Genomic DNA, 22,943 nt, shown 5'->3' with positions numbered 1-22,943 from the left:
TGGTCGTACCTGCACAATTCATAACGATACACTAGAAGTTATATGAAGAAGTGTAAAGAAGTGGTAGTCATCAGTGGAAACAATAAGATTAGGACAAGATGGTCCCGCAGTCACGCCCTTGTGTATTGGCACGTGGGCTTGGGGTGACAAACTTTTCTGGAACTACGGTGGCGACTACGATGCGAATCAACTGCGCGAAGCGTTTAACGCCGCTGTAGAAGTAGGAACGACTTTTTTTGATACTGCTGAAGTTTATGGATTGGGGCAGTCTGAAGAATTTTTAGCACAATTCATGCAACAGACAACGCAGCCAGTCCAAATCGCAACTAAATTTGGTCCTTTTCCTTGGCGATTTACAGGTCAATCTGTATCCGCTGCATTAACCGATAGTTTAAAACGCTTGCAATTAGAAAAAGTCACACTTTATCAAGTACATTGGCCTTTCACCTTCTTACTCAGCCAAGAAACCTTAATGAACACCTTAGCAGAGGAAGTGCAACGTGGCAGAATTGAAGCGATCGGTGTCAGCAACTATTCCGCCGCACAAATGCGCGAAGCCCACGATCTACTTGCTAAACGCGGCGTCCGTTTGGCGGTGAATCAAGTCCGTTACTCGCTAATTACGCGACAAATTGAAACGAACGGTATTCTCGATACAGCACGCGAATTGGGCGTGACAATACTGGCGTATAGCCCCTTAGCACAGGGCTTACTCACAGGTAAATACTCGGTTGATAATTCTGCAACTCCCACTGGGGCGCGACGAATTGATCCGCGTTTTAGTAAAGATGGTCTGCGCAAAATAGAGCCAGTGTTATCTTTACTGCGAGAAATCGGGGCAAAACGCGATCGCACGCCTGCGCAAGTTGCACTCAACTGGTTAATCGCTCAAGGTAATGTTATCCCCATCGCTGGGGCAAAAACAGCTGCACAAGTCAAACAAAATGCTGGTGCTTTGGGTTGGAAACTGAGTGAGGATGAGTTTAAGCAATTAGACTTAGCGAGTCGTTCCTGGCGATAAGTCGCTAAAAGGGAAAGCTTACTGCTTTCCCCACAAAATAACCTTTGTTATTACTTCTAAGTTTTGTTTAACAGAATATAGCAATCGCAGGGAAAGTTAGGACAATTAAAAAGCTCGCAAACTTTGTCCCAGCATAGCAGAATTTGGCATCATTTCCATTTTGGTATTGCACTAGATTGCACCTTAGTTCCTAGTTTCTCGAACTCTTTCTTACTGAGGTAATGCACTTGAGGTTGGTATTCGCCAATTTTTCCGTGATGCGAATTATTTCTAGTAAGCGTCGGATCGAATTGAGGAGAAAACCAAGAAGTCTTTTCGTAAGGTAAATTTGTTACGTCAGGGACAATTTGAGGATCTCTCCAATCTGGATGGACGCTTAAGTAACGTACTACCCAAGCTTGAGAGGTTGTAGACGACCAGTCTACCCAAGTTACTCCGTTTTGAGGATAAGCATTTTTGGGGCGATCTTCCTGGCGCGAGTACACAATGACATATCGTCCCTCTGCGTCTGTCACGATATCTTCATCCATGACTGAACTTATTGCTGGACCGACAAAAGAAAGATCTAGCCAGTCAGGATTGGCATAAGAAGTAATAGAAAAATAACGTGCCTGTCCTTTTTGCATCATTACCTCACCTTGACGAGTCCGAGGTATTTTTGGTAACCGCCCAGTGAGCACAGCAACTTTCCCCTTGTTAATTGTCATTCCTCTAGACAGATAACTGATATAAATACAACGGCTAGTCGAAGACTCATAGTTTCCAGGTGGAGGTTGCTGCGTACCCCGACTTGTCAAGCCAAGAACAACTTCACGACCATAAGCTTTATCTGCGTCTGATGTCTTACCAACAGTTTCAAATATCGCCGCTAAGGCTCCATGGAGGATATCAAAATCGTGATTCCAGCCAACCTTTGGTCCTTCAAATTTGCTTGGCTCGGCTCCTGGTGTAGACTGGACTGGTCTTGTTTTATTCACTGTTTTTTCTACCTCTTGGAAATTAGCAGCTAGAAAAAAGCGCTCCCCTGTAGGCAGTTCGTAAAGTACTTTTGGCAGTGGTACGCCTCCTAAAGGTCCAGCTTTCAAATCAGGGGCATAGTAACGAACCCAAAAGCTTCCCATATTCCAAACTCCCCGTTTGTGTCCGAAGCCCCATTTACTTTTTGGATCGGCAAGAGGTCCTTGATAAACTAATGCACTAGCATAACGATGATTTCCAGGAGCGCGAAAGTAAGGCGGTCGATATGCTGGCTCTAACTGCGGTCCATCACCCATAGTCAAAGTCCACGTAAGTTGGTAATGCCTTTTTTGAACATCGCGTCTAACGCCTGGACGAAACGGATTGCTATGTTCAGCAATAGGCTCGATATCGACATCCACGATTGGTACTTCTGGTACGCCAAACGCCCCTTCGTAGTAGTAAAAAGCAGGATCGAACGGAGGAGATACTTGTACGTCAAAGAAGCGACTGTGTGGAAATTCACCATCCATCATCACTTTCGTGCCAAACGGTGCTAAGAAGGTTCCTAGCACTAGATAAGTAGCATGAGGATCTGGGTAAAGGTGATGAAGCGCTTTATGATTGATTTTTTCGGCTTTCCGAATAATCCACTGATCTTCAGCACGTACTTGCTCTGGACGCAACAGCCGAAAATTGGTCAAGCGGCGGTCAATTCCCTTAGGAAGTAGTTCAGCTGGAATCTCAGCAGGCGCTTTACCTTGGTGCCACGCTCGAATATGATTTTCTAAGCGATCTGATATTGCTTGTGCTTCCTTGATAATAGTTTGCCTATCTTCATAATGAGGATATTTCGGAGGGCGGTCTGGTAAAATTGACTCTACCACTGCTTTAGGGACATTGCAGCCAGATATTGTCAATATCAAACCCAAGAGTAGGCACAAAAACATCGAGCGAACGGAAAACTTCATGAGTTAACGTTTAGCCTCCCTGACGTCATACTATTGCTACTGACGCTATCTCTACGCTGATTTTGGCGATCGCTAGCACATTTTTAATTAGCTTTTCTGATTAACCCTTCTTCAACTTTGTTACGCGTAGCATTCTGACTAGACGACGTTGCAGGTATGAAATGTTGCATAACAACAGAAGGTTTTTTCTACGTAGTGTTCGTAAATACATTAATTTTACGCATTTTTACTTAATTTGAGTCAAAGACCTAGCTAATGTAAGAAGCAATTAGCTCAAATTATTCAAGCATCATCTTTAAGATTTTATTTGCTATAAAGCCCTACTAAGATACAGCAATCGCAGGGAAAGTTAGGACAGCATCAAAGCTCAGAAGAATTGTCTCAAGTAACTTTAAGCCTAATTGCTATTGTATTGGTTGACACCTGAAATAGAAAAGAAAAAGTCTGGCTAACCCAAAACGTAGGCTGTCCAGACTCTTGTGTAACTCAGTCAATTGGAAGGCTAATATTCTAATACTTACCAGAGTTTAGCTATTTTTTGATACTGATTGCGATCGCGCGGAACGCAAAATCGGTTTTGGTGTTGCTGGTTTTTCAGGTTCAATCATTGCAGCTTCTGACTGCATCCAAGCGGGACGAGTCGAATCATACGCCATTTGTAGTGCTGCGGCAGCGATCGCGTGGACGTCGTATTCGTTGCCTAAATCGCGTACAATTGGTAAGAACGAAGCTAGGCGTTCTCCTGCGAGTACTTCTTGTACTTGACCTTGCAGCTTTTCTAAATGACGCGCTTCAATTTGCGCCCGTGTGGGAATCGACAGCACTTTCCAGCTTTGACGAACGTGACGCTCAATCAGTTGCTGTTTGCGTCGTTCAAACGGTTGTACCAACGAAATCGCGGTTCCTTCTTTACCTGCACGCCCAGTCCGCCCAATGCGGTGAACATACGTTTCGACACTATCAGGTAAGTCGTAGTTGATAACGTGCGTCAGATCTTCGACATCCAAACCCCGCGCCGCGATATCAGTCGCAATCACCCAGCGTACTTGCTTGTTACGGAAGCGCATTAACAGCCTTTCACGCGCTTGCTGCGTTAAATCGCCGTGATACTCGTCTACGCTGTAACCTGCTGCTTGTAGTTGATTTGTTAGTTCAGCCGCAGTCTTGCGCGTGCGTACAAAGATTAAAGCAGATTCAGGGTCTTCCAGCGCCAAAATTGGTTGTAAAGCGCGTGCTTTTGTCCAATGGCGGGGAACTAAGTACGCAACTTGATTAATGCGTGTTGGTGCTGCTTTTGGCTGTTCGACTGTCACCGTTACGGGCGATCGCAAAAACTTTGTCACCAATTGGCGAATCGACAGTGGCATTGTCGCAGAGAACAACGCCGTTTGCCGTTCGCTCGGTGCCGCTTGTAAAATTTTCTCTACATCGTCAATAAAGCCCATGCTCAGCATTTCATCGGCTTCGTCTAACACCATCCAATTGATTTGATTGAGCTGCAAGCTACCGCGGTCGATCAAATCAATCACCCGCCCTGGCGTACCGACTACAATTTGCACGCCACGCTTGAGTTGTAGTATTTGTCGGTCAATCGATTGTCCGCCATAGATTGCTAAAACGCGGATATTTTGATCGCCGATAAAGCTGGAAATGGCTTCTTTAACTTGTACTGCTAACTCGCGTGTTGGTGTCAAAATGAGAGCTTGCACTGCTCTTTGGTTCGGGTCGATGCGCTCTAAAATTGGCAAAGAAAATGCGGCTGTCTTTCCGGTACCAGTTTGCGATTGTCCGACAACATCGCGCCCTGCAAGTAAGTGAGGAATTGCTTGCGCTTGAATGTTTGTCGCTGCTGTAAATCCAATTTTTTCTAAATGTTTGATACGTGCTTCTGAAAGTCCCAAGCTTTCAAAGGAAAAATTCATCTAATCTCCTAATATGTAGTTTGTTTCACTTGCAATTAACGCGCCATTAACTAGTTGTTAACGACATGACCGTAAAGATCGTAAATATCGGCGTCGGTAATCTTGACTGGTACCAGAGAACCTAGCCGCGTTGCACCCTGAACGTAAACTAAACCATCAACTTCTGGAGAAAATCGGGCAGAACGCCCTACAAATTCTCCCGTTTCTGGATTTTCTTGCTCGATGAGCACCTCAACAACTTTGCCGACTTCTTGTTGATTCTTACGCAATGAAATCGGTTGCTGAATCTCCATCACCGCATCGCGTCGCGCCTCCATCACTTCTTGCGGTAACTGATTTGGCAGACTGTACGCTGGAGTTCCTTCTTCAGGAGAGAATGTAAATACTCCGACGTGGTCAAATTCATGACGCTGAACAAATTGCAGTAGATGCTCAAAGTGTTCTTCTGTCTCTCCAGGAAATCCAACAATAAAAGTTGTTCGTAGCACCGCCTGCGGAATTGCTTGCTTGATGCGTTCGATAATTCCGTCGTTAACGCGCCCTTGCCAAGGACGATTCATCGCCCGCAGAATTTCTGGGTGTGAGTGTTGTAACGGTAAGTCTAAATAAGGCAAAACATTCGGCGTTGCTTGAATTGCCTCAATGACTTTTGGTGTCAGTCCTGTAGGATAGGCGTAGTGCATCCGAATCCAAGGAACGTCGACTTTCCCCAATGCCTGCAACAGTTCAGCTAATCGCGGTTCGCCATAAAGATCGACACCGTAATTTGTCGTAATCTGCGAAATTAAGATAATTTCCTGGACGCCTTGCGCTGAGAGTTGTTCGGCTTCTGCCACAATCGATTCAATCGATCGCGATCGCTGATTTCCTCGCAGATGTGGAATAATGCAAAACGCACAGCGATAATCACATCCCTCCGCAACGCGAAGATAGGCAACGCCTTCTGTCGTTGTTCGATAGCGTGGTGTTGTCTCATCCGCGATGTACGTTGGTTCAGCAGTAACTTCTTGTACGCGTTCTCCTGCTTCGACGCGATGAATCACATTGACGATTTTGTGATAGTCTCCTGTTCCTACCACTGCTACTGCTTCAGGCAACTCCTCTAAGAGTTCCTGTTGAAAGTGTTGCGCCATACACCCTGCGATGACGATCTTTTTGCCCGCGTCTGCCAGTTCTACCAAAGTTCGTACAGATTCTTCCCGCGCCGCTTGAATAAAGCTACAGGTATTAACAATGACATAATCTGCTAGTTCTTCATTTGTATCTACACCATAGCCAGCTTGAACTAGAAGCCCTAGCATATGTTCCGTATCGATTCGGTTTTTCTCGCAGCCCAAATGAGAAATCGCAATTGTTGGCTTATCACCCATACAGTAAGTCGCTTGTGTTTTGCAGTCAAAAGTATCGCCAGCGGATTTTACTGCTTTACAAACACAGGTCGTCAGCTTACTCCACCAGCGCTAACAATGGATATAAATGCCGTTTCGTTGCTGGGCTGAGAGGATAAAACTGGAATTCGTTTAAATTTCTTAATTTTAAACTTTGATAAATACCAATTGTTAAACTGGTATTAAGCTACCCTACTTGCCCTATGCAGTGTTTTTGTCGTAGGAACAATAGTTGTTACCTAGCTTGAGGTTGGAGTGGCAAACTCCGTTGCACCTAGTTTATATCTTAACATATCTTATGAATACTGTGCTGCTAACTCCAGCAAAGGATAAATTATGTCATCGCTGCGTGTACGATTTAAGTTGCTTATTTTAACCGCGCTGAAGCTGAAGCATCTGTAGTGGAGAAAAAGTGGACTTAAAGCAGCTATTTAAAACTCCCAACCCGATTATCGGCGTAGTTCATTTACTACCATTGCCCACCGCACCAGGTTGGGGTAATAACCTCAAAGCAGTGATTGACCGTGCCGAACAAGAGGCAACAGCGCTAGCGAGTGGGGGCGTTGACGGTATTATTGTCGAAAATTTTTTTGACGCGCCATTTACAAAAAATCAAGTCGATCCAGCCGTTGTCAGTGCGATGACGGTAGTCATTCAGCGGCTAATGCAGTTAGTCACAATTCCGATTGGGGTGAATGTCCTGCGGAACGACGCGCATAGTGCCTTAGCGATCGCCACCGTTGTCAAAGCCCAATTTATTCGCGTCAACGTTCTCACGGGCGTGATGGCAACAGATCAAGGATTAATCGAAGGGCAAGCCCACCAATTGTTGCGCTACCGTCGCGAAATTGGCAGCGATGTGCGAATTTTTGCGGACGTGCTTGTCAAACACGCGCGACCGTTGAGTTCGCCAAATCTTACTGTGGCTGTTCAAGATACGATCGAGCGGGGTTTAGCCGATGCCGTCATTTTGTCAGGTTGGGCAACAGGAAGTCCGCCCGATTTACAAGATCTAGAACTTGCCAAAGCAGCAGCTTATGACACGCCAGTACTGATTGGTAGCGGTGCAAACTGGGAAAATATTTCCACACTCATGCAAGCCGCAGATGGCGTGATTGTCTCTTCATCGCTGAAACGGCACGGTCGCCGCGAGCAAACAATCGATCCGATTCGCGTCAGCCAATTTGTCGAAGCTGCACGCAGTAGCAAGCCGCAGTTAAAGGTGGGCGATCCGCTGGGAATCAAAGACCAGGGGTCGGGGGTGAGGAGTTAGTCATCATTTATCAGAGAATGCTACCTTGAACTTGTCAAAAAAAAACTTAGGCAATAAAAAAGTCTTAAGTATTGACACATTGCCATTAGTTACTAGTCACTAGCCATGAGTCGCCGACGATCTACTCCTTGGATACATCGATGGTCACGTCCCTTAATTGCAGCGATCGCGCTGCTTGGCGCGCTGACGACCGCATACTTGACAATTGTAAAGTTTACCCAAAGTTCAACAGCTTGTCCGGCAGGAAACTGCGATCTCGTACTTTCTAGCCCTTATGCCACAGTATTCGGCTTACCGCTAGCCTTGTTTGGTTTCCTGGCTTATGCCAGCATGGCAGCGTTTGCTTTGGCACCTTTAACAATCCACCCAGGACGCAAAAAAGAACTGCGTTTGCAAGTAGAAAATTGGACGTGGTTGCTACTCTTAGCTGGTGCGATCGCCATGACCGTCTTCAGTGGTTACTTGATGTATTTGCTCTTTTCGCAAATCCAAGCGACTTGTATTTACTGCATTGCCTCAGCGATCTTCTCCGTTAGCCTTTTAGTCCTCACAATTATTGGTCGGGCGTGGGAGGACGTTGGACAAATTTTCTTTACGGCGATCGTTGTTGGCATGATTACCCTCATTGGCACGCTTGGTGTTTATGCAGGAGTTAACCAACCAACAGTCACAAATTCAGAACAGACAAATGTGGCTTTAGGTCCTATAAAACCACCTACACCAGGGGTTGGTTGGCCTATTACAACTGAATCTGGAGAAGCCGAAATTGCTTTAGCCCGTCACTTAACCCAAATCGGCGCGAGAGAATTTGTTGCTTGGTGGTGTCCCCATTGTTACGAACAAAAACAGCTGTTTGGTAAGCAAGCCTATGCTGAAATTAACCACATCGAATGCGCTGCAGATGGTCAAAACGCACGTCCCGATCTTTGTCAAGCCGCAGGTATTCAAAGTTTTCCCACTTGGGAAATCAACGGTCAACTGTATCCTGGTTTAAGGTCTTTAGAAGAGTTAGCAGATCTGTCTGGCTATACAGGTCCGCGTAACTTTCGGCACTCTCCCTCCTAAAAGCAGTCAGGGGTCAGATTTTTTAGAGCAAAGGTTCCAATCTGAAAAACGTTGCGACAAATTACAACAATTGTCCGCTCTCCTTTGCACCTCTGCTGCCCCCTTTGCTACCCTCATGCAACAACTTTAAAACTAATGAATAATTCCTAACTTTTCGCGGGCAATCTAGCAGTAGGGAAGGTTGGGCATCGTCAAGCATGGGTATAATTGGGGACGCTAGTAAAAAACTGAGAAAAAGATTATTTCAAAAACAATTGCGCAATCGTCGGCGAGTATGGCTAACTGCGCTCAGCGTTACTTGTTGCATCCTGTTATTACGTTACTTGGGGGTTATCCAATCTTTAGAGTGGGCAGCCCTTGACCAATTTTTTCGTTTACGCCCACCCGAACCCACGGACGAACGAATTGCGATCGTCGCTATTGAAGAAACCGATCTGCAATCCATAGGAAAGTGGCCCATACCGGATAGCATTATTGCGCAGCTATTGCAGCAATTACACCATTACCAACCTCGCGTTATTGGTTTAGATCTTTACCGAGATTTACCCGTAGAACCTGGAAACGAACAACTACAAAAAGTTTATCAATCGATTCCCAACCTGATTGGCATTGAAAAACTTGCAGATCAGTATAGTGCGGCGGTGTTACCCCCACCGATTTTGAGCCAACAAGATCGCGTCGGGTTTAATAACGTGATTTTGGATGCTGATGGGAAAGTGCGCCGCAGTTTGTTGTATTGGACAGCAGATGAGACAACTTATGAAAGTTTTGCGCTCAAACTCGCTTTAAGCTACTTAGCAGCGCAAGGAATTACTCCTCAACCAGCAGAAAATCTCAAATATCTGCAACTAGGAAAAAGTGTATTTCCTTGCTTCAAGCGCAATGATGGTGGTTACGCACGCGCCGATGATGGTGGTTATCAAATCATCGCTAATTTTCGCCACACTCAAACCAGCTTTCGCACAGTATCGCTTACAGATGTCTTAACGCACAAAGTACCAGCCGAATGGTTTCGCGATCGCATCGTTTTGATTGGTTCTACTGCACCCAGTCTCAAAGACTTTTTTTTTACTCCCTACAGTAGCGGTTTCTTCACACCAGCAGCACAGCCCATCGCAGGTGTAGAACTCCACGCTAATTTTGTCAGCCAAATTCTTGATGCGGCGCTTGATGGACGACCGGTTATTCAAGTTTGGTCAAAATGGACTGAAAGCTGGTGGATTTTTACCTGGACTTTAGTCGGTGCATCGTTGAGTTGGCGTTGGCGCAAACCAATTCAGTTTGTTTTGAGTCTGGCGATCGCGGGCGTGCTACTCGTTGGTATTACTTACATCGCTTTTATCGGTGGGTGGTGGTTACCTGTGGTTCCGCCACTACTAGGGATTGCTGGTTGTGCGGTAGCGATCGCCAGTCACATTGCTTATCAGCAAGAAGGGCTACAACGCTCAAAAGAATTTTTACAGGAAATAATTAATACAATTCCCGATCCAGTTTTTGTCAAAAACCAACAACATCAGTGGATTGTCTTAAATGATGCATTTTGTCAATTTATTGGCTATCCACTAGAGGAATTGCTCGAAAAGTCAGATGCGCAATTTCTGCCACAACATCAAGCCGAAGTTTCTTGGCAACAGGATGAAATTGTTTTTGCCCGTGGAAGTGCGATTGAAAACGAAGAAGAAATTACAGATTCTAGAGGTATGACTCATCTCGTTGCCACCAAAAAATCTCTCCACAAAGATGCAGCGGGTAATTTATTTTTAGTGGGAGTGATGCGCGATATTACAGAACGCAAGCGCATTGAAGAGGATCTCAAGCGCACTGCTGCCGAACTTTTGCGATCGAACACTGAATTACAACATTCGCAAGACCGTTTGCGTTACCTTGCCTATCACGACTCGCTGACTGGTTTACCTAACCGTAAGTTATTTTACGACCACCTCAGTCAGTTACTCGCATGGGCAGCAAATAATAAACTATTGCTCGCGTTGTTGTTTATCGACTTGGATGGGTTCAAGCAAGTCAATGATACTCTTGGACACGATAGCGGCGATCGCCTCCTCGTCATAGTCGCACAACGATTAACGCTTTGTTTGCGCGGAAGCGACATTGTATGTCGACTTGGCGGTGATGAATTTACTGTCATTCTTCCTGGAATTGCCAAACCAGAAGATGCTGCTATCGTTGCAGACAAGATTTTAACAATGCTGTCACAAGAATTCCATCTTAACGGACAGACTATCTCAATTACTGCAAGCATCGGCATTAGCATTTATCCAAACAACGGCACCGCCCAAGAAATGATCGTCAAACAAGCTGACTTGGCAATGTATCAAGCTAAACGTTTTGGTAAAAATTGCTACAAGTTTGCTGATGCTATGTCCTTTCAATAGAAAGCATGAATTATCCTGCAACTGAAGTTGCGGCTATGTCAATAAAATCTGCTGCACGCCCTAGAGCGTAAAGTCTACGGAGATGAATGTGCCTTGTTTAGCTGCCAGTATATTCATACTCGCCTTCTGCATCTCATTTCAGTGTCTTCTGGTGAATTTACTGATAACAAGCCAGACTTTGCTAAGCTTGTGTAAATTAACTATGAGAGTTACGTAAATCTACGTAAAAAACAAAGGAGTATGAAATACTGAAATATATAGCGATCCAGCAGCATTTATGGCAATTTATTTCAGATTTACAACTATTGTCACTTTTGTTGTCGGGGTACAGCTGTTTAACCTCATGGAAACACAAAGCTTAGTCAGTATTCTTTCTAACACAACAACTACTGAATATGGTAGTACTGACGCGACAATCGTTTTAGCTGCTGACTTAGAATCGCCAGTCCCTAACTTCAACACAAACTCAACTTCTCGCTATATTCCACCGCGCAAAAGTGCGCCTAAAAGTACTCAAGGTTCTGGCACTCGGTAATTTCAATTTTCCAATCTTTCAGATTGCCACCATTGGTGCTGTTGTACTAGAGTGTGAACTTGCCAATTAGGATCAGTTTGAGGGTAATCGATACGATAGTGCCCGCCACGACTTTCGCTACGAAAAGACGCACTTTTGAGAATAAGATAAGCAACATCAAGCAAGTTCCGCGTTTCTCCCCACAAGCGCAACTGTTGCTCAGCGTCAGATGAATTGACGTTAACTGTTTGTGCTGCAGGTAAATGAAGTAGGAATTGACTCAAAGGTAGAGCCGCAAGTTCTTTTTGCCAAATCAAAACCTGTGCGATCGCATCTTGTAATTTGCTTGCTTCGCGACAAATCCCGGCACTTTGCCATACCAAACGCGGTAACTTCTGACGCCACGTTGTTAATTTTTGCTGTTGAATCCACCAGTCATCTTTAGATAAAGGAATATCGATCTTCGCCTGGGGATAGCGATCGTCTTGGCTCAAAGGAACTAATTCCTCGTTCAAATGCGCCATTTGCGCGCCAAAAACGATGCATTCTAGCAGCGAATTACTCGCCAAACGATTCGCGCCATGTACTCCGGTACTGGCAGTTTCTCCGACTGCATACAATCCAGGGATCGAAGTGCGGTTGTTTAAATCTGTGACGATTCCACCCATCCAATAATGCGCCGCAGGAGCAACCGGAACAGGTTCAGCAAAAACATCAATTCCCCACCGCTGGCACACTTGAATAATATTGGGAAACCGATGCAAGATAGTTTCTTTTGGTATTGGGCGTAAATCTAACCAAACATGAGCCGTTGCCGGATCGAGCGCGGTACGCTGTAGATGATTAAAAATTGCACGACTTACTACATCTCTAGGTGCTAATTCTCCTGCCGGATGGTAGTCAAACGCAAAGCGATGTCCTCGATCGTCAATTAAGTGCGCGCCTTCCCCGCGTACAGCTTCGCTAATCAAAAAGCGCGGCGCGCCAGCTTTTGTTAAAGCCGTAGGATGAAATTGTACAAATTCCAAGTCTCGCAGTAAAGCACCCGCCCGCCAAGCGATCGCCACTCCATCGCCAGTACTAATCGCCGGATTTGTGGTTTGCGCGAAAACTTGTCCCCCACCGCCTGTGGCAAGAACTACGGCTTTGGCTTTTATCCAGGTAATACAATCTTGATAAAGTAAACAAATTCCTTGACAGCGTTGCTGTGCGTCGAGCCACAGATTTAAAGCATAAGCTTGCTGGATAACTTGGATGTTTTGGCGTTGCAGAACTTGAGCCGTGAGCGTTGTTGTCACTTCTCTACCCGTCGTATCCGCCGCATGAAGTACGCGACGTCGAGAATGCGCAGCTTCTAAAGTTAATGCTAGTTCGCGATCGCGGCGATCGAAGGCAACTCCCAATTTGACCAAAGATTGGATGCAACTCGGTGCCATTTTTGCCATAAATTCTACAGCGACGCGATCGCATAATCCTGCACCTGCGTGCAAAGTATCCTCAATGTGAAGCAACGGCGAATCATCTGGCGCGATCGCTGCAGCAATTCCTCCCTGTGCCCAATCACTCGCCGATAGCGATACTGTATCTTTGGTAATTAAACCTACTTGAAGATTTTCTGGCAGACAGAGTGCAGTGTAAAGTCCCGCAGCACCAGCACCTACAACAATGACATCAAATTGAGTTTGAAGATTAGTTTGAGACAAGGCAATAACTAGTAGAGGTTAGAGATTAGAGGTCAGGGGTCAGAGAAGGTACATTAATTGCCCGTTATTAGAGTCATAATGCTGAGCTCTCGTGTTCTAACCTTACTTGACCCTGTTTATATAAAAATAGCCCACTCCGCTGGGAGTGGGTTGCTCGGATAAATGTGTTTTAGCGGTTATCGATAGATACCGTTGTTAACGCGATCGTCGCCCTCGACAAAAGCGGCTTCAGGTTCAGTTACCGTAAATTTGTCTAGGTTTGCTTGCAAAAGTTCTTTTTGGCGATCGCTTAATCCTTCAATCTTCAAGACATCTTCTACATTTTCATAGGGAGCATTCTTGATAATTTTCTTAGCTAGGTTGGGATACATTCCTGGATACCGCTGAAACGCTCTTACGTTGGTATTGTTCAAATCAATTTTTTTCCCAAATTCCGTAGCTAGCTTATCATCAGCAGGGTTTCGCGGTACGGCTTCTACTGCTCCCAAAACTGCTGAACGTAGGCTGACGTTACTCAAATTTGCCGCAAGTGCTTGTTGCGGTACGCCAAGCCATCCCATGCACCCTACAACGAAAAACAAAATTGCAAATACACGCATCAATCGTTTCATCACGATTTCTCTACCTCTTTCCATCAATCTGAAATCAACACACAGCAGGCTTTCTGAAACTAATATATAGCTTTATTGATCCCGAGGCTATCACTTATAGCATTGATAAGTAAATTTTGGTAATCAAGTTTAGTACCGCGAGCCGAGAGATTGATTTATAAAAACAGATATGAAGGCGGAGGACTTTTACAGAATCGCTATAGATTTAGAGGAGGTAGTACTGCTTTCGCCTCGTACCTCTTTACCTTTGGATTTCCTCCGCTTCACGCAGCCAGTGCAGCTAGCCAAAATAAAATATCTACCAATATCGTGCTTAAAACCGCACCACTAAACGTCCAGAGATGGAGTTGTAACTTACGTAAAGGTAAAATGCCAACGACGAGTAGCACGCTTGCTAAGACGATCGCCCACAGTTGTCCCCACGATGTGTGAATTTGTGTTAACGCACTTTGCAATATAGGTGCGGCGAATGCTGGCTCTACTTGCATTAACTGTCGCCAATGCGGAATTAAATCAACTAAATAAAAGTATAGATCTGTTACTACAGTTCCAAATAAAGAACCAAGGTAGAAAAAGTTACCTATAAGACCCCAATTACGCTGGAGGCAAAAAATTGCAAACGGTAGTGCGATCGCTTCTACGGGTAAATGCAAAAATGGTTCCCAACGCAGCCAGCCCCAATACAGCGAACCAGCTAACCAACTCCAGCTAAATCCGAATAAAAGATCGCCCCAACGATGCGTTGCTGGACGTGACATCAAAAATAAACTGAGCGCCATCCAGCCACCTGTCAAGGCTAAACTCAAACTCGGTAGCGATCGCACAAGGGGGGCTTCAATAAATACTGGTACAGTTACTAGAAAAACTGCCGCAGCAAAGAATAACCAAGCTTGGCGCGAACCAATTGCGGGTAAAGTAACAATCGCGTTTTTTCCAGTAGGAACTGGCGGCGAAGCTGAATATGAGGACAATGTATGATTAACCAATGATTTGTTATGATTCTTTACTTAACTTAATCTTATTAAAGTTTAGCGTAGCATTAATCCCCCCAGGGGGCATATTTATCATAATCTAAATTGGAATTAAAGCAATTGCCACTTAGCGATGAGTTAAAAAGTCAGTAAGTGAAAAGGCAGGAGATAGAAGGTAGAAGATTCAATTACAGGGAAGTTCTGGCAAGAACAGTAATTGTAAACAGCCAAACAAAGGTTTGGTGAGGATCTTAATTAAAGGCTGACCATACTTAAAATTTATTTTTTGCTTGAGTAAAGCAACCGTTTTCCTTCTACCTTGCTTGAAGAACAGATAACGCTAAACCTTGTTGCCAAATTCCTGCAAAAGCATCCTGCGAAAGTAAGAATTTCTTAAAAAGAAGAATAAGATGTAGCTGATCGAACTATTTGCCGCTATGCTGTACGAGACATTGGTATAGAAACAGGAACATGGCATTATCCCTACCGCGCTGGTTTAAACTCGCAAGCACAAGTGTCGCTACCTTCGCAGTTGCTACTTTACCAAGCAAAGTTTTCAGCCAACCAAATTCAGAGATAGTTGCAGGCTCTCAAATCAATGTGTTTCAAGGTATTATTCTCGGTATGGTGCAAGGGATAACCGAGTTTTTACCCATCAGTAGTACCGCACATCTGAAAGTTGTACCAGTCGTTTTAGGGTGGGGCGATCCAGGCGTTGCTTATACCGCAGTGATTCAATTGGGTAGTATTGGGGCAGTGCTGTGGTACTTCTGGAGCGACTTAAAGCAAATTACAACAGGAATATTGAAAGCGATCGCAGCTAAAAACTACAATTCCTATGACTTCCGCCTTGGCTTGGGAATTGTTTTAGGCTCAATTCCGATCGTTTTTTTTGGATTACTCATCAAATTTTTAATCCCAGATTTCGATAACTCGCCTATGCGGAGTTTGCAAGTTATTGCGTTTACGTCGATTGGATTAGCGTTATTACTAGGGCTTGCTGAGCAAGTAGGAAGACGCAAACGCGGTTTAGATAGCCTCAAGCTGCAAGATAGTCTTTGGGTAGGTTTAGCGCAAGCTTTGGCACTCATCCCTGGAGTTTCGCGTTCCGGTTCAACGTTAACAGCCGCATTGTTTACAGGATTAGATCGCGCCCCTGCTGCTCGATTTTCTTTTTTGTTGGGTATTCCCGCCATTACGCTAGCAGGATTAGTAGAACTGAAAGATGCCATTGAGATAGGATTAGGCAATACGGGAGTTTGGCCGCTAGTTGCTGGGATTATTTCTGCTGCGGTGTTTTCCTATGCGGCGATCGCCTGGTTGTTACGGTTTTTGCAAACGCATAACACCTGGGTTTTTGTTGTGTATAGGTTAGCATTTGGAATAGCCATCTTAACTGCAATTGGCACTGGACTACTACAAAACATCTAGTAGCCTATGTCTTTCGTTTTATGAGTCACGTCCGTCCTGCCAAAATTACCAAAGTTCTTCCCGAATCGATCGCCGCAGAGATCGGCTTTGAACCTGGCGATGCGATTGTCAGCATTAATGGTAATCGTCCGCGTGACTTAATCGACTATCAATTTTTGTGTGCGGATGAAGTGCTAGAACTCGAAGTTCTCGACGCTGCTGGTAAAAGTCATCAAATTGAAATCGAAAAAGATTACGATGAAGACTTGGGGCTAGAGTTTGAAACGGCATTATTTGATAATCTGATTCAATGTAATAATCGCTGTCCGTTTTGCTTTATCGACCAGCAGCCACCTGGAAAACGGCAAAGTCTATATCTCAAAGATGATGATTACCGATTAAGCTTTTTATACGGCTCGTATCTAACCTTGACGAATCTGCCACCAAAAGAATGGGAACGCATCGAACAGTTACGCTTATCACCACTCTATGTTTCCGTTCATGCGACTGAACCCGAAGTCCGAGTTCGACTCTTAAAAAATCCGCGTGCAGGGCAAATCTTACAACACATCGAGTGGTTTCAACAACGACGGCTACAAATTCACGCTCAAGTTGTTGTATGTCCAGGAATCAATGATGGCATTCATCTCGAACGAACGCTACTCGATTTAGCTCATTTTCATCAAGGAGAAATACCCGCAGTTGCTTCTGTTGCGGTTGTTCCTGTGGGATTAACGCGGTTTCGCCCTGCAGAAGATGAACTGATTCCTGTAGATCGCGCCAAGGCGCAAGAAGTGATTGCGCAAGTGCGATCGCTGCAAGATAAGTTTCGCGCTTCACTTGGTTCTACCTTTGCATGGCTAGCCGATGAGTGGTTTTTAATCGCCCAAGAAGAACTTCCGCCAGAATCGCACTACGAAGACTATCCTCAAATTGATAATGGTGTTGGTTCAATCCGCGCTTTCTTAAAACAGTTTGCGATCGCCGCCCAAAAGCTTCCCACCAAAATTTCTGCTCCGCGAAAAGTGACTTGGGTAGTTGGTAATGCTGTCGAACACGCTTTTCAACCAATCTTACAGCAACTTAATCAAGTCGTAAATTTACAGGTAAATATGGTTGCTTTATGTAGCAATTATTGGGGGCAAAGTATCACAGTCACTGGTTTACTTACTGGACAAGATTTACTACAAGGATTGCAAGGAAAGGATTTAGGCGAAAAAATCTTATTACCTGCACTGATGTTAAAACAGGAGGATGCGTGTTTTTTAGATGACATGACGATTGTGGAATTAGCGAGTAAACTGAAAACACCCGTAGTACCGATTCGGGGGGTAGAAGAACTCATCGAGATGTGTACGCAGTAATGTCTATAAAGCTATCGTTGACAGCCTCACAACCATCACCACGGGCTAGTCATTATCTAAAAATCCGCATCAAATTATTTTGCTTACTACCACTGACGTCCTACCTTTTGTCGTTTGTATGTCCCCTCACAGGGCAAAAACCCGCAATAGCCCAAGAAAAAAGCGTGTTGGGAGTGGTGAGAAGCCAGGAAAATACGACGCAATGGCAGGGAATAACCGAGCGATTGCAAGCAGCAAAAGTCGCATACTGTGTTATAGACATAGAAAATGTGAGGAATGTAACCGATTTCAGCAATCCTCCTGTAGTATTTTTACCTAATGTTACAAATTTGTCTCCAACACAAGCAATTGCACTAGAAGAATGGCTCAGCCGCGGCGGCAAAGTGATTGCGAGTGGTCCTGTAGGAAATACAAGTCAACCAGGCGTACGGCAACTACTGCGCTCGCTGTTAGGGGCTTACTGGGGTTTTGAGATGAGTCAACCTTCGCAATTGCAACCATTAAGAATTAATACGCAAAGCTGGGTACGCCAACCAGGGCTTGCAGGAACGATTCGCGGTGGAGTTGTGATTCCCACTAATTTAACAAGCAAACCAGCAGCGATTTGGCAATCAAAAGACACTCCCCCAGCCGTTGTCACAACCGAACGCTCGACAGTGTTAGGCTGGCAGTGGGGAAGTGATAACGCTGCACCAGTTGCAATGGATAGTGCTTGGTTGCGCGCAGCAGTCAGCCGCTTTGTTCCGCTATCAGATGCGCCAACGACAACGCCAAAAAATTGTAATGGTAGTGCAGTCGCTGCATCTCCACCACCAGCACAACCAACGACACCCGCCCCACCACGCGCGCTAGCACCTGCTCATCCTGAAGCAGAAGCTATCGAGCGCATTGTTCCTAGAGGATTGCCAACAGCACCCGACTCAAATACCCCCATCTCAAGTGTAGAAGCGATCGCACTACAACAAGAACTCTACAACTTGATTGGTCGGTTCGAAAGCGCGCAGTTAGCCGCAAACGCAAGAAGCAGTACCAAAGCTAACTCAATCGTTGAATCTGAAGCTGCAGCAAAAGCCCTAGCCGACGCGAAAGCGATCGCCAAAACGCTACCACAACTTGTCAAACAAGGGAACTTTGTTGCTGCGCGAAACCAATGGCTCAAAGCACAGCAGCTCCTGTGGCAAAATTTCCCAAGCGATCGCCCACTCGCTCAACCTGAAATTCGCGCAATGTGGTTGGATCGCGGTAGTATTGTGCGTGCAGGTTCAGAACAAGGACTTGCTAGGATTTTTGACCAATTAGCCGCTGCAGGCATTAACACTGTCTTTTTTGAAACCGTAAATGCAGGCTATCCGATTTATCCCAGTACGGTTGCACCCCAACAGAATCCATTGATTCAAGGATGGGATCCGCTCGCAAGTGCGGTCAAGCTAGCCAAAGCACGAGACATGGAGTTACATGCTTGGGTGTGGGTATTTGCGGCAGGCAACCAACGTCACAATACTATCGTTAATCTGCCAGCAGAGTATCCAGGACCTTTAATTGCCGCTAATCCAGACTGGGCAAGTTATGACAATCGGGGAAGTATATTTCCTCCTGGTCAAGGAAAACCATTTTTAGACCCCGCAAACCCTGAAGTACGAGAGTATTTATTACGACTTTTTGAAGAAATTGTCAGCCGCTATCAAGTCGACGGGTTGCAACTCGATTACATTCGCTATCCCTTCCAAGATCCTGGGGCAGAACGCACCTATGGCTATGGTAAAGCCGCACGGCAAAAGTTTCAGCAATTAACTGGAGTCGATCCTGTAAAAATTTCACCCCGCCAACCGGCTTTATGGCAAAAATGGACGCAATTTCGTACCCAGCAAGTTGATAGTTTTGTTGCTGAAGTCTCGCAACACTTGCGGCGCAAGCATCCTCAGCTCATTTTATCAGCAGCCGTATTTCCGCTTTCTGAACACGAGCGCATTCAAAAGTTACAACAGCATTGGGAAGTGTGGGCAAGTCGCGGCGATGTTGATATGATAGTCCCCATGACTTATGCGTTAGATACGTATCGCTTTGGGCGTCTCGCACAACCATGGATTACATCAAACAAATTAGGTTCGACGTTAGTCTTACCAGGAATTCGTCTGCTTAATTTGCCAGTACCAGCCGCAGTCGATCAAATTCAACTTGCAAGAGATCTTCCTGTCAGTGGATATTCGCTATTTGCCGTGGAAAATTTGAGTGAAGAGTTACAATTGCTGTTTCAGCGGACTCAAGGCAACATTCAAGCCCCAGTCCCCTATCGCCAGCCGTTCCACACTGCCGCAGCCCGTTACAATAGCTTGCAGCAAGAATGGAACTTTCTCGTCGCCAACAACCAACTAAGATTACACGGGCGATCGCTTTCTTTATTTAACATCCAAGCTACCGATTTAGAAAATGCTTTAAAGCAACTCGCTGCAGAGCCTTCGTTGCATCGCTTAAGTGTGGCTAGAGCCGCATTGACAAACTTTCAGTTGCAATTTAGAAGTTGGATGCGTCCCTACGCGCTAGAAAATCCTTATCAAACGAAAGTCTGGGAAAATCGTTTGGCGACAATTGAAAGGCTTCTTAGCTATGGTGAAACTGTTGTTCTCAAACGCGATGCTGCACCTGTTGCCAATCGGGAATAGGTATAATAGAGGAATTTGTAAGTTTTATACACAAGCACGCATAGCAGGCGTCAGGTTAAAAGCTGACTATCACCTCAATTGCTATTAAAACTTATGCAGTTGAATCAATTCCACCTCCTAGCTTTGCGAATAAAAGTTGTTCTTAATCTTTGCCCAAAATTAAGGAACCAACTTAAAGTCTCCCACTCGTGAGAAATTTAGGGGGCATTTCTCTTCGGTGTTTTACAAACAGATAACACAACAGAATTCATAAATCCAAAGAATTACGAGAGACTCTACCTCAATGCGCTTGTCATTTTTATCCTCGGCAACATACACTGACTGCCGATGAAAATAACGCCTTATGCTTTATGCCGCAATATTTTGGACAACTACCAATTGACGAACAGCCGTGGGAAACACTCAGCGCAGTACAAAATATTTCTCAAGAACAACACTGTGTCAGATTTGATTGTGGCAAGTCGTGTTTGACACTTAGTATCCTTACCCCTCATTTGATTCGCGTGCGGGTTGCACCTACAGGAGAGTTTACACCAAGGCGATCGTGGGCAGTGACCAAGGATGATGCAGCGTGGCAAATTCCATCATTTGAGGTGCAGGAAACTGCTACTACCATTGAAATTCAAACTGAACAATTGCGTATCGTTGTCCAACGCGAAAACTGTCAAATTGCTTGCTTTGATATAGCAAATCGTCCTTTTGCAGTTGATGCTGCACCAGGAATTGGCTGGCGCTTAGGAACAACAGCAGCTTGGAAGCAAATTGCGGCTGACGAGCATTTTTACGGGTTTGGCGAACGTACAGGCTTATTAGATAAACGCAGTGAAGTCAAAACGAACTGGACAACGGATGCGTTAGACTACGGTTCGCTGACTGACGAGATGTATCAAGCGATTCCATTTTTTATTGCTTTGCGTCCGGAAGTCGGTTATGGCATCTTTTTTAATACGACGTTTTGGAGTCGCTTTGATATTGGTGTCGAACAGCCAGGAATCTGGAGAATGGAAACGCACGCGGGTGAGTTAGATTACTACATTATTTATGGTCCGACACCTGCCAAAATTCTTGATACCTACACGCAGTTAACAGGGCGCATGGCTTTACCGCCCAAATGGGCTTTGGGTTATCACCAATGTCGCTGGAGTTACGAATCGGAAATAATCGTCCGCAAACTTGCCCAAGAGTTTCGCGATCGCCGCATTCCCTGTGATGTGATTCATCTAGATATCGACTATATGCGAGGATATCGCGTGTTTACCTGGAGTCCTCAGCGGTTTCCGCATCCAGAGAAGTTAATCCAAGAACTCGCGGAAGCTGGCTTTAAAACGGTGACGATTATTGACCCTGGCGTGAAGTACGAGCCAGAAGCAGACTATCACGTTTTCGACCAAGGAGTTACAGGCAATTATTTTGTACGCAAAGCTGACGGACAGCTATTTCACGGCTACGTATGGCCCGATAAAGCTGTATTTCCTGATTTTATGCGTGCTGAGGTGCGCCAGTGGTGGGGAGAATTACACCAAAGTTTAACTGATATTGGCGTTGCCGGAATTTGGAACGATATGAACGAACCTGCCATTAGCGATCGCCCGTTTGGGGATGAAGGTGATAAGATTTGGTTTCCGTTGGATGCACCGCAAGGAGACGACCGCGCGACACACGCAGAGACGCATAACTTATATGGATTAATGATGGCGCGTTCTTGTGCGGAAGGTTTGGAGAAACTGCGACCAACTGAGCGATCGTTTGTGTTGACGCGATCGGGGTATGCAGGAATTCAGCGGTGGTCATCGGTGTGGATGGGTGATAATCATTCATTGTGGGATCACCTAGAAATGTCGCTACCGATGCTGTGCAATATGGGGCTATCGGGAGTTGCATTTGTCGGGTGCGATGTTGGTGGATTTGCGAGTAATGCTACAGCAGAATTATTTGCGCGGTGGATGCAAGTGGGAATACTGTATCCGTTTATGCGCGGACACTCGGCGCTGACAACTGCACAACACGAACCATGGTCGTTTGGCGATCGCACTGAAAAGATTTGCCGCGAATATCTTAATTTGCGTTACCAGCTATTGCCGTACATTTATACGCTGTTTTGGGAAGCGACAACGACAGGCGCGCCGATTTTACGTCCTTTACTATACGATTTTCCCAACGATCCGCATACGTACGCGCTGCACGACCAAGTGTTACTCGGTTCCTCACTGATGGCTGCACCGATTTATCGTCCTGGCGTCGAGCATCGTGCGGTTTACTTACCCGCAGGCACGTGGTACGACTGGTGGAGTGGTGCCTCTTATACTGGACCAACGCACATCCTCGCGCACGCCTCTCTGGAAACTATGCCACTTTATGCGAAGGCGGGTGCGATTATACCGATGCAACCAGTGATGCAGTATGTCGATGAGCGATCGCTCGACCCGTTAACAATACGTGTTTGGCAGGGTAATGGTGAATTTACGCTTTACGAAGACGATGGGCATACGTTTGCTTATCGAGATGATGCCTATGCGACTACAAAAATCAGCGTAAATACTGAAGAAAACCGCGTAGTTGTGAGTATTAATCAGCGTCAGGGAAATTGGTCGTTACCTAACCGCGAAGTTATTGTTGAGCTTGTGGGAGTTGGCGAACAACGATTTAGTGATGATGGCACAGCACAACAGCTAGTTTTTGACTTAGCACTTTAGTGGAAATATACAAGAGTTGTCACCCAG

At 45.4% G+C, this 22,943-nt stretch carries 15 protein-coding genes; 9 read left to right on the top strand and 6 right to left on the bottom strand.

What is annotated here, in order from left to right:
• Positions 1 to 73: 73 nt before the first annotated feature.
• Positions 74 to 1,021: an aldo/keto reductase gene (locus B1A85_RS13375; RefSeq protein ID WP_104547410.1), complete on the top strand. Its 948-nt coding sequence runs from the start codon at positions 74 to 76 to the stop codon at positions 1,019 to 1,021.
• Between the two features lie 149 nt (positions 1,022 to 1,170).
• Here B1A85_RS13375 and B1A85_RS13370 read toward each other — a convergent pair whose 3' ends face one another.
• From B1A85_RS13370 to rimO, 3 genes are all read right to left on the bottom strand, one after another.
• Positions 1,171 to 2,949, bottom strand: coding sequence for a hypothetical protein (locus B1A85_RS13370; protein ID WP_104547409.1), 1,779 nt, complete (start codon positions 2,947 to 2,949; stop codon positions 1,171 to 1,173).
• A gap of 527 nt (positions 2,950 to 3,476) precedes the next feature.
• Complete coding sequence (locus tag B1A85_RS13365; RefSeq protein ID WP_104547408.1) at positions 3,477 to 4,871, bottom strand: DEAD/DEAH box helicase; 1,395 nt, start codon at positions 4,869 to 4,871, stop codon at positions 3,477 to 3,479.
• Positions 4,872 to 4,921: 50 nt separating this feature from the next.
• Positions 4,922 to 6,241 (bottom strand): 30S ribosomal protein S12 methylthiotransferase RimO, encoded by a 1,320-nt coding sequence (gene rimO / locus B1A85_RS13360; RefSeq protein WP_104547407.1) that lies wholly within the window; start codon positions 6,239 to 6,241, stop codon positions 4,922 to 4,924.
• 430 nt (positions 6,242 to 6,671) lie between these two features.
• On the opposite strand from rimO, the gene btpA reads away from it, so the two are divergent.
• The 4 genes from btpA (at position 6,672) to B1A85_RS13340 (ending at position 11,525) form a co-directional block, all read left to right on the top strand.
• A complete protein-coding gene (btpA, locus tag B1A85_RS13355; protein ID WP_104547406.1) occupies positions 6,672 to 7,532 on the top strand; it encodes a photosystem I biogenesis protein BtpA in 861 nt (286 codons plus the stop codon).
• 105 nt (positions 7,533 to 7,637) lie between these two features.
• Entirely contained in the window at positions 7,638 to 8,597 is a 960-nt protein-coding gene (locus B1A85_RS13350; protein WP_104547405.1) for a vitamin K epoxide reductase family protein, read from the top strand.
• A gap of 197 nt (positions 8,598 to 8,794) precedes the next feature.
• Positions 8,795 to 10,990 carry a CHASE2 domain-containing protein gene (locus B1A85_RS13345; protein ID WP_104547404.1) on the top strand — a complete coding sequence of 732 codons (2,196 nt, stop codon included), beginning with the start codon at positions 8,795 to 8,797 and terminating at the stop codon, positions 10,988 to 10,990.
• A 277-nt stretch (positions 10,991 to 11,267) separates the two neighbouring features.
• On the top strand, positions 11,268 to 11,525 hold the full coding sequence (locus B1A85_RS13340; RefSeq protein WP_104547403.1) for a hypothetical protein: 258 nt from the start codon (positions 11,268 to 11,270) through the stop codon (positions 11,523 to 11,525).
• Positions 11,526 to 11,527: 2 nt separating this feature from the next.
• Here B1A85_RS13340 and nadB read toward each other — a convergent pair whose 3' ends face one another.
• The 3 genes from nadB to B1A85_RS13325 all read right to left on the bottom strand — a co-directional run bounded on the left by nadB (position 11,528) and on the right by B1A85_RS13325 (position 14,804).
• A complete protein-coding gene (gene nadB / locus B1A85_RS13335; RefSeq protein ID WP_104547402.1) occupies positions 11,528 to 13,207 on the bottom strand; it encodes an L-aspartate oxidase in 1,680 nt (559 codons plus the stop codon).
• A 176-nt stretch (positions 13,208 to 13,383) separates the two neighbouring features.
• A complete protein-coding gene (gene psbU, locus B1A85_RS13330) occupies positions 13,384 to 13,842 on the bottom strand; it encodes a photosystem II complex extrinsic protein PsbU (protein ID WP_104547401.1) in 459 nt (152 codons plus the stop codon).
• A gap of 239 nt (positions 13,843 to 14,081) precedes the next feature.
• Positions 14,082 to 14,804 (bottom strand): DUF3120 domain-containing protein, encoded by a 723-nt coding sequence (locus B1A85_RS13325; RefSeq protein ID WP_104547400.1) that lies wholly within the window; start codon positions 14,802 to 14,804, stop codon positions 14,082 to 14,084.
• Between the two features lie 456 nt (positions 14,805 to 15,260).
• Between B1A85_RS13325 and B1A85_RS13320 the strand changes: the two genes are divergently transcribed.
• The 4 genes from B1A85_RS13320 to B1A85_RS13305 all read left to right on the top strand — a co-directional run bounded on the left by B1A85_RS13320 (position 15,261) and on the right by B1A85_RS13305 (position 22,916).
• A complete protein-coding gene (locus tag B1A85_RS13320) occupies positions 15,261 to 16,220 on the top strand; it encodes an undecaprenyl-diphosphate phosphatase (protein WP_104547399.1) in 960 nt (319 codons plus the stop codon).
• A gap of 20 nt (positions 16,221 to 16,240) precedes the next feature.
• Positions 16,241 to 17,563 carry a TIGR03279 family radical SAM protein gene (locus B1A85_RS13315; RefSeq protein ID WP_104547398.1) on the top strand — a complete coding sequence of 441 codons (1,323 nt, stop codon included), beginning with the start codon at positions 16,241 to 16,243 and terminating at the stop codon, positions 17,561 to 17,563.
• Positions 17,563 to 20,223 carry a family 10 glycosylhydrolase gene (locus tag B1A85_RS13310; RefSeq protein ID WP_104547397.1) on the top strand — a complete coding sequence of 887 codons (2,661 nt, stop codon included), beginning with the start codon at positions 17,563 to 17,565 and terminating at the stop codon, positions 20,221 to 20,223. Before B1A85_RS13315 ends, B1A85_RS13310 begins: the two co-directional genes overlap by 1 nt.
• 350 nt (positions 20,224 to 20,573) lie before the next feature.
• On the top strand, positions 20,574 to 22,916 hold the full coding sequence (locus B1A85_RS13305) for a glycoside hydrolase family 31 protein (RefSeq protein WP_104547396.1): 2,343 nt from the start codon (positions 20,574 to 20,576) through the stop codon (positions 22,914 to 22,916).
• The last annotated feature ends 27 nt before the right edge of the window (positions 22,917 to 22,943 follow it).

This window comes from Chroococcidiopsis sp. TS-821, from assembly GCF_002939305.1.
Taxonomy (GTDB): Bacteria; Cyanobacteriota; Cyanobacteriia; order Cyanobacteriales; family Chroococcidiopsidaceae; genus Chroogloeocystis.
This window is presented reverse-complemented; position numbering and strand designations above follow the sequence as displayed.

Excerpts from the sequence above, each read along its gene's own strand:
- B1A85_RS13340 (WP_104547403.1), top strand. The coding sequence starts at position 11,268 with ATGGCAATTTATTTCAGATTTACAACTATTGTCACTTTTGTTGTCGGG.
- B1A85_RS13315 (WP_104547398.1), top strand. The coding sequence starts at position 16,241 with ATGAGTCACGTCCGTCCTGCCAAAATTACCAAAGTTCTTCCCGAATCG.
- B1A85_RS13310 (WP_104547397.1), top strand. The coding sequence starts at position 17,563 with ATGTCTATAAAGCTATCGTTGACAGCCTCACAACCATCACCACGGGCT.
- B1A85_RS13350 (WP_104547405.1), top strand. The coding sequence starts at position 7,638 with ATGAGTCGCCGACGATCTACTCCTTGGATACATCGATGGTCACGTCCC.
- B1A85_RS13305 (WP_104547396.1), top strand. The coding sequence starts at position 20,574 with ATGCCGCAATATTTTGGACAACTACCAATTGACGAACAGCCGTGGGAA.
- psbU (WP_104547401.1), bottom strand. The coding sequence starts at position 13,842 with ATGGAAAGAGGTAGAGAAATCGTGATGAAACGATTGATGCGTGTATTT.
- B1A85_RS13370 (WP_104547409.1), bottom strand. The coding sequence starts at position 2,949 with ATGAAGTTTTCCGTTCGCTCGATGTTTTTGTGCCTACTCTTGGGTTTG.
- rimO (WP_104547407.1), bottom strand. The coding sequence starts at position 6,241 with ATGGGTGATAAGCCAACAATTGCGATTTCTCATTTGGGCTGCGAGAAA.
- B1A85_RS13365 (WP_104547408.1), bottom strand. The coding sequence starts at position 4,871 with ATGAATTTTTCCTTTGAAAGCTTGGGACTTTCAGAAGCACGTATCAAA.
- B1A85_RS13345 (WP_104547404.1), top strand. The coding sequence starts at position 8,795 with ATGGGTATAATTGGGGACGCTAGTAAAAAACTGAGAAAAAGATTATTT.
- B1A85_RS13320 (WP_104547399.1), top strand. The coding sequence starts at position 15,261 with ATGGCATTATCCCTACCGCGCTGGTTTAAACTCGCAAGCACAAGTGTC.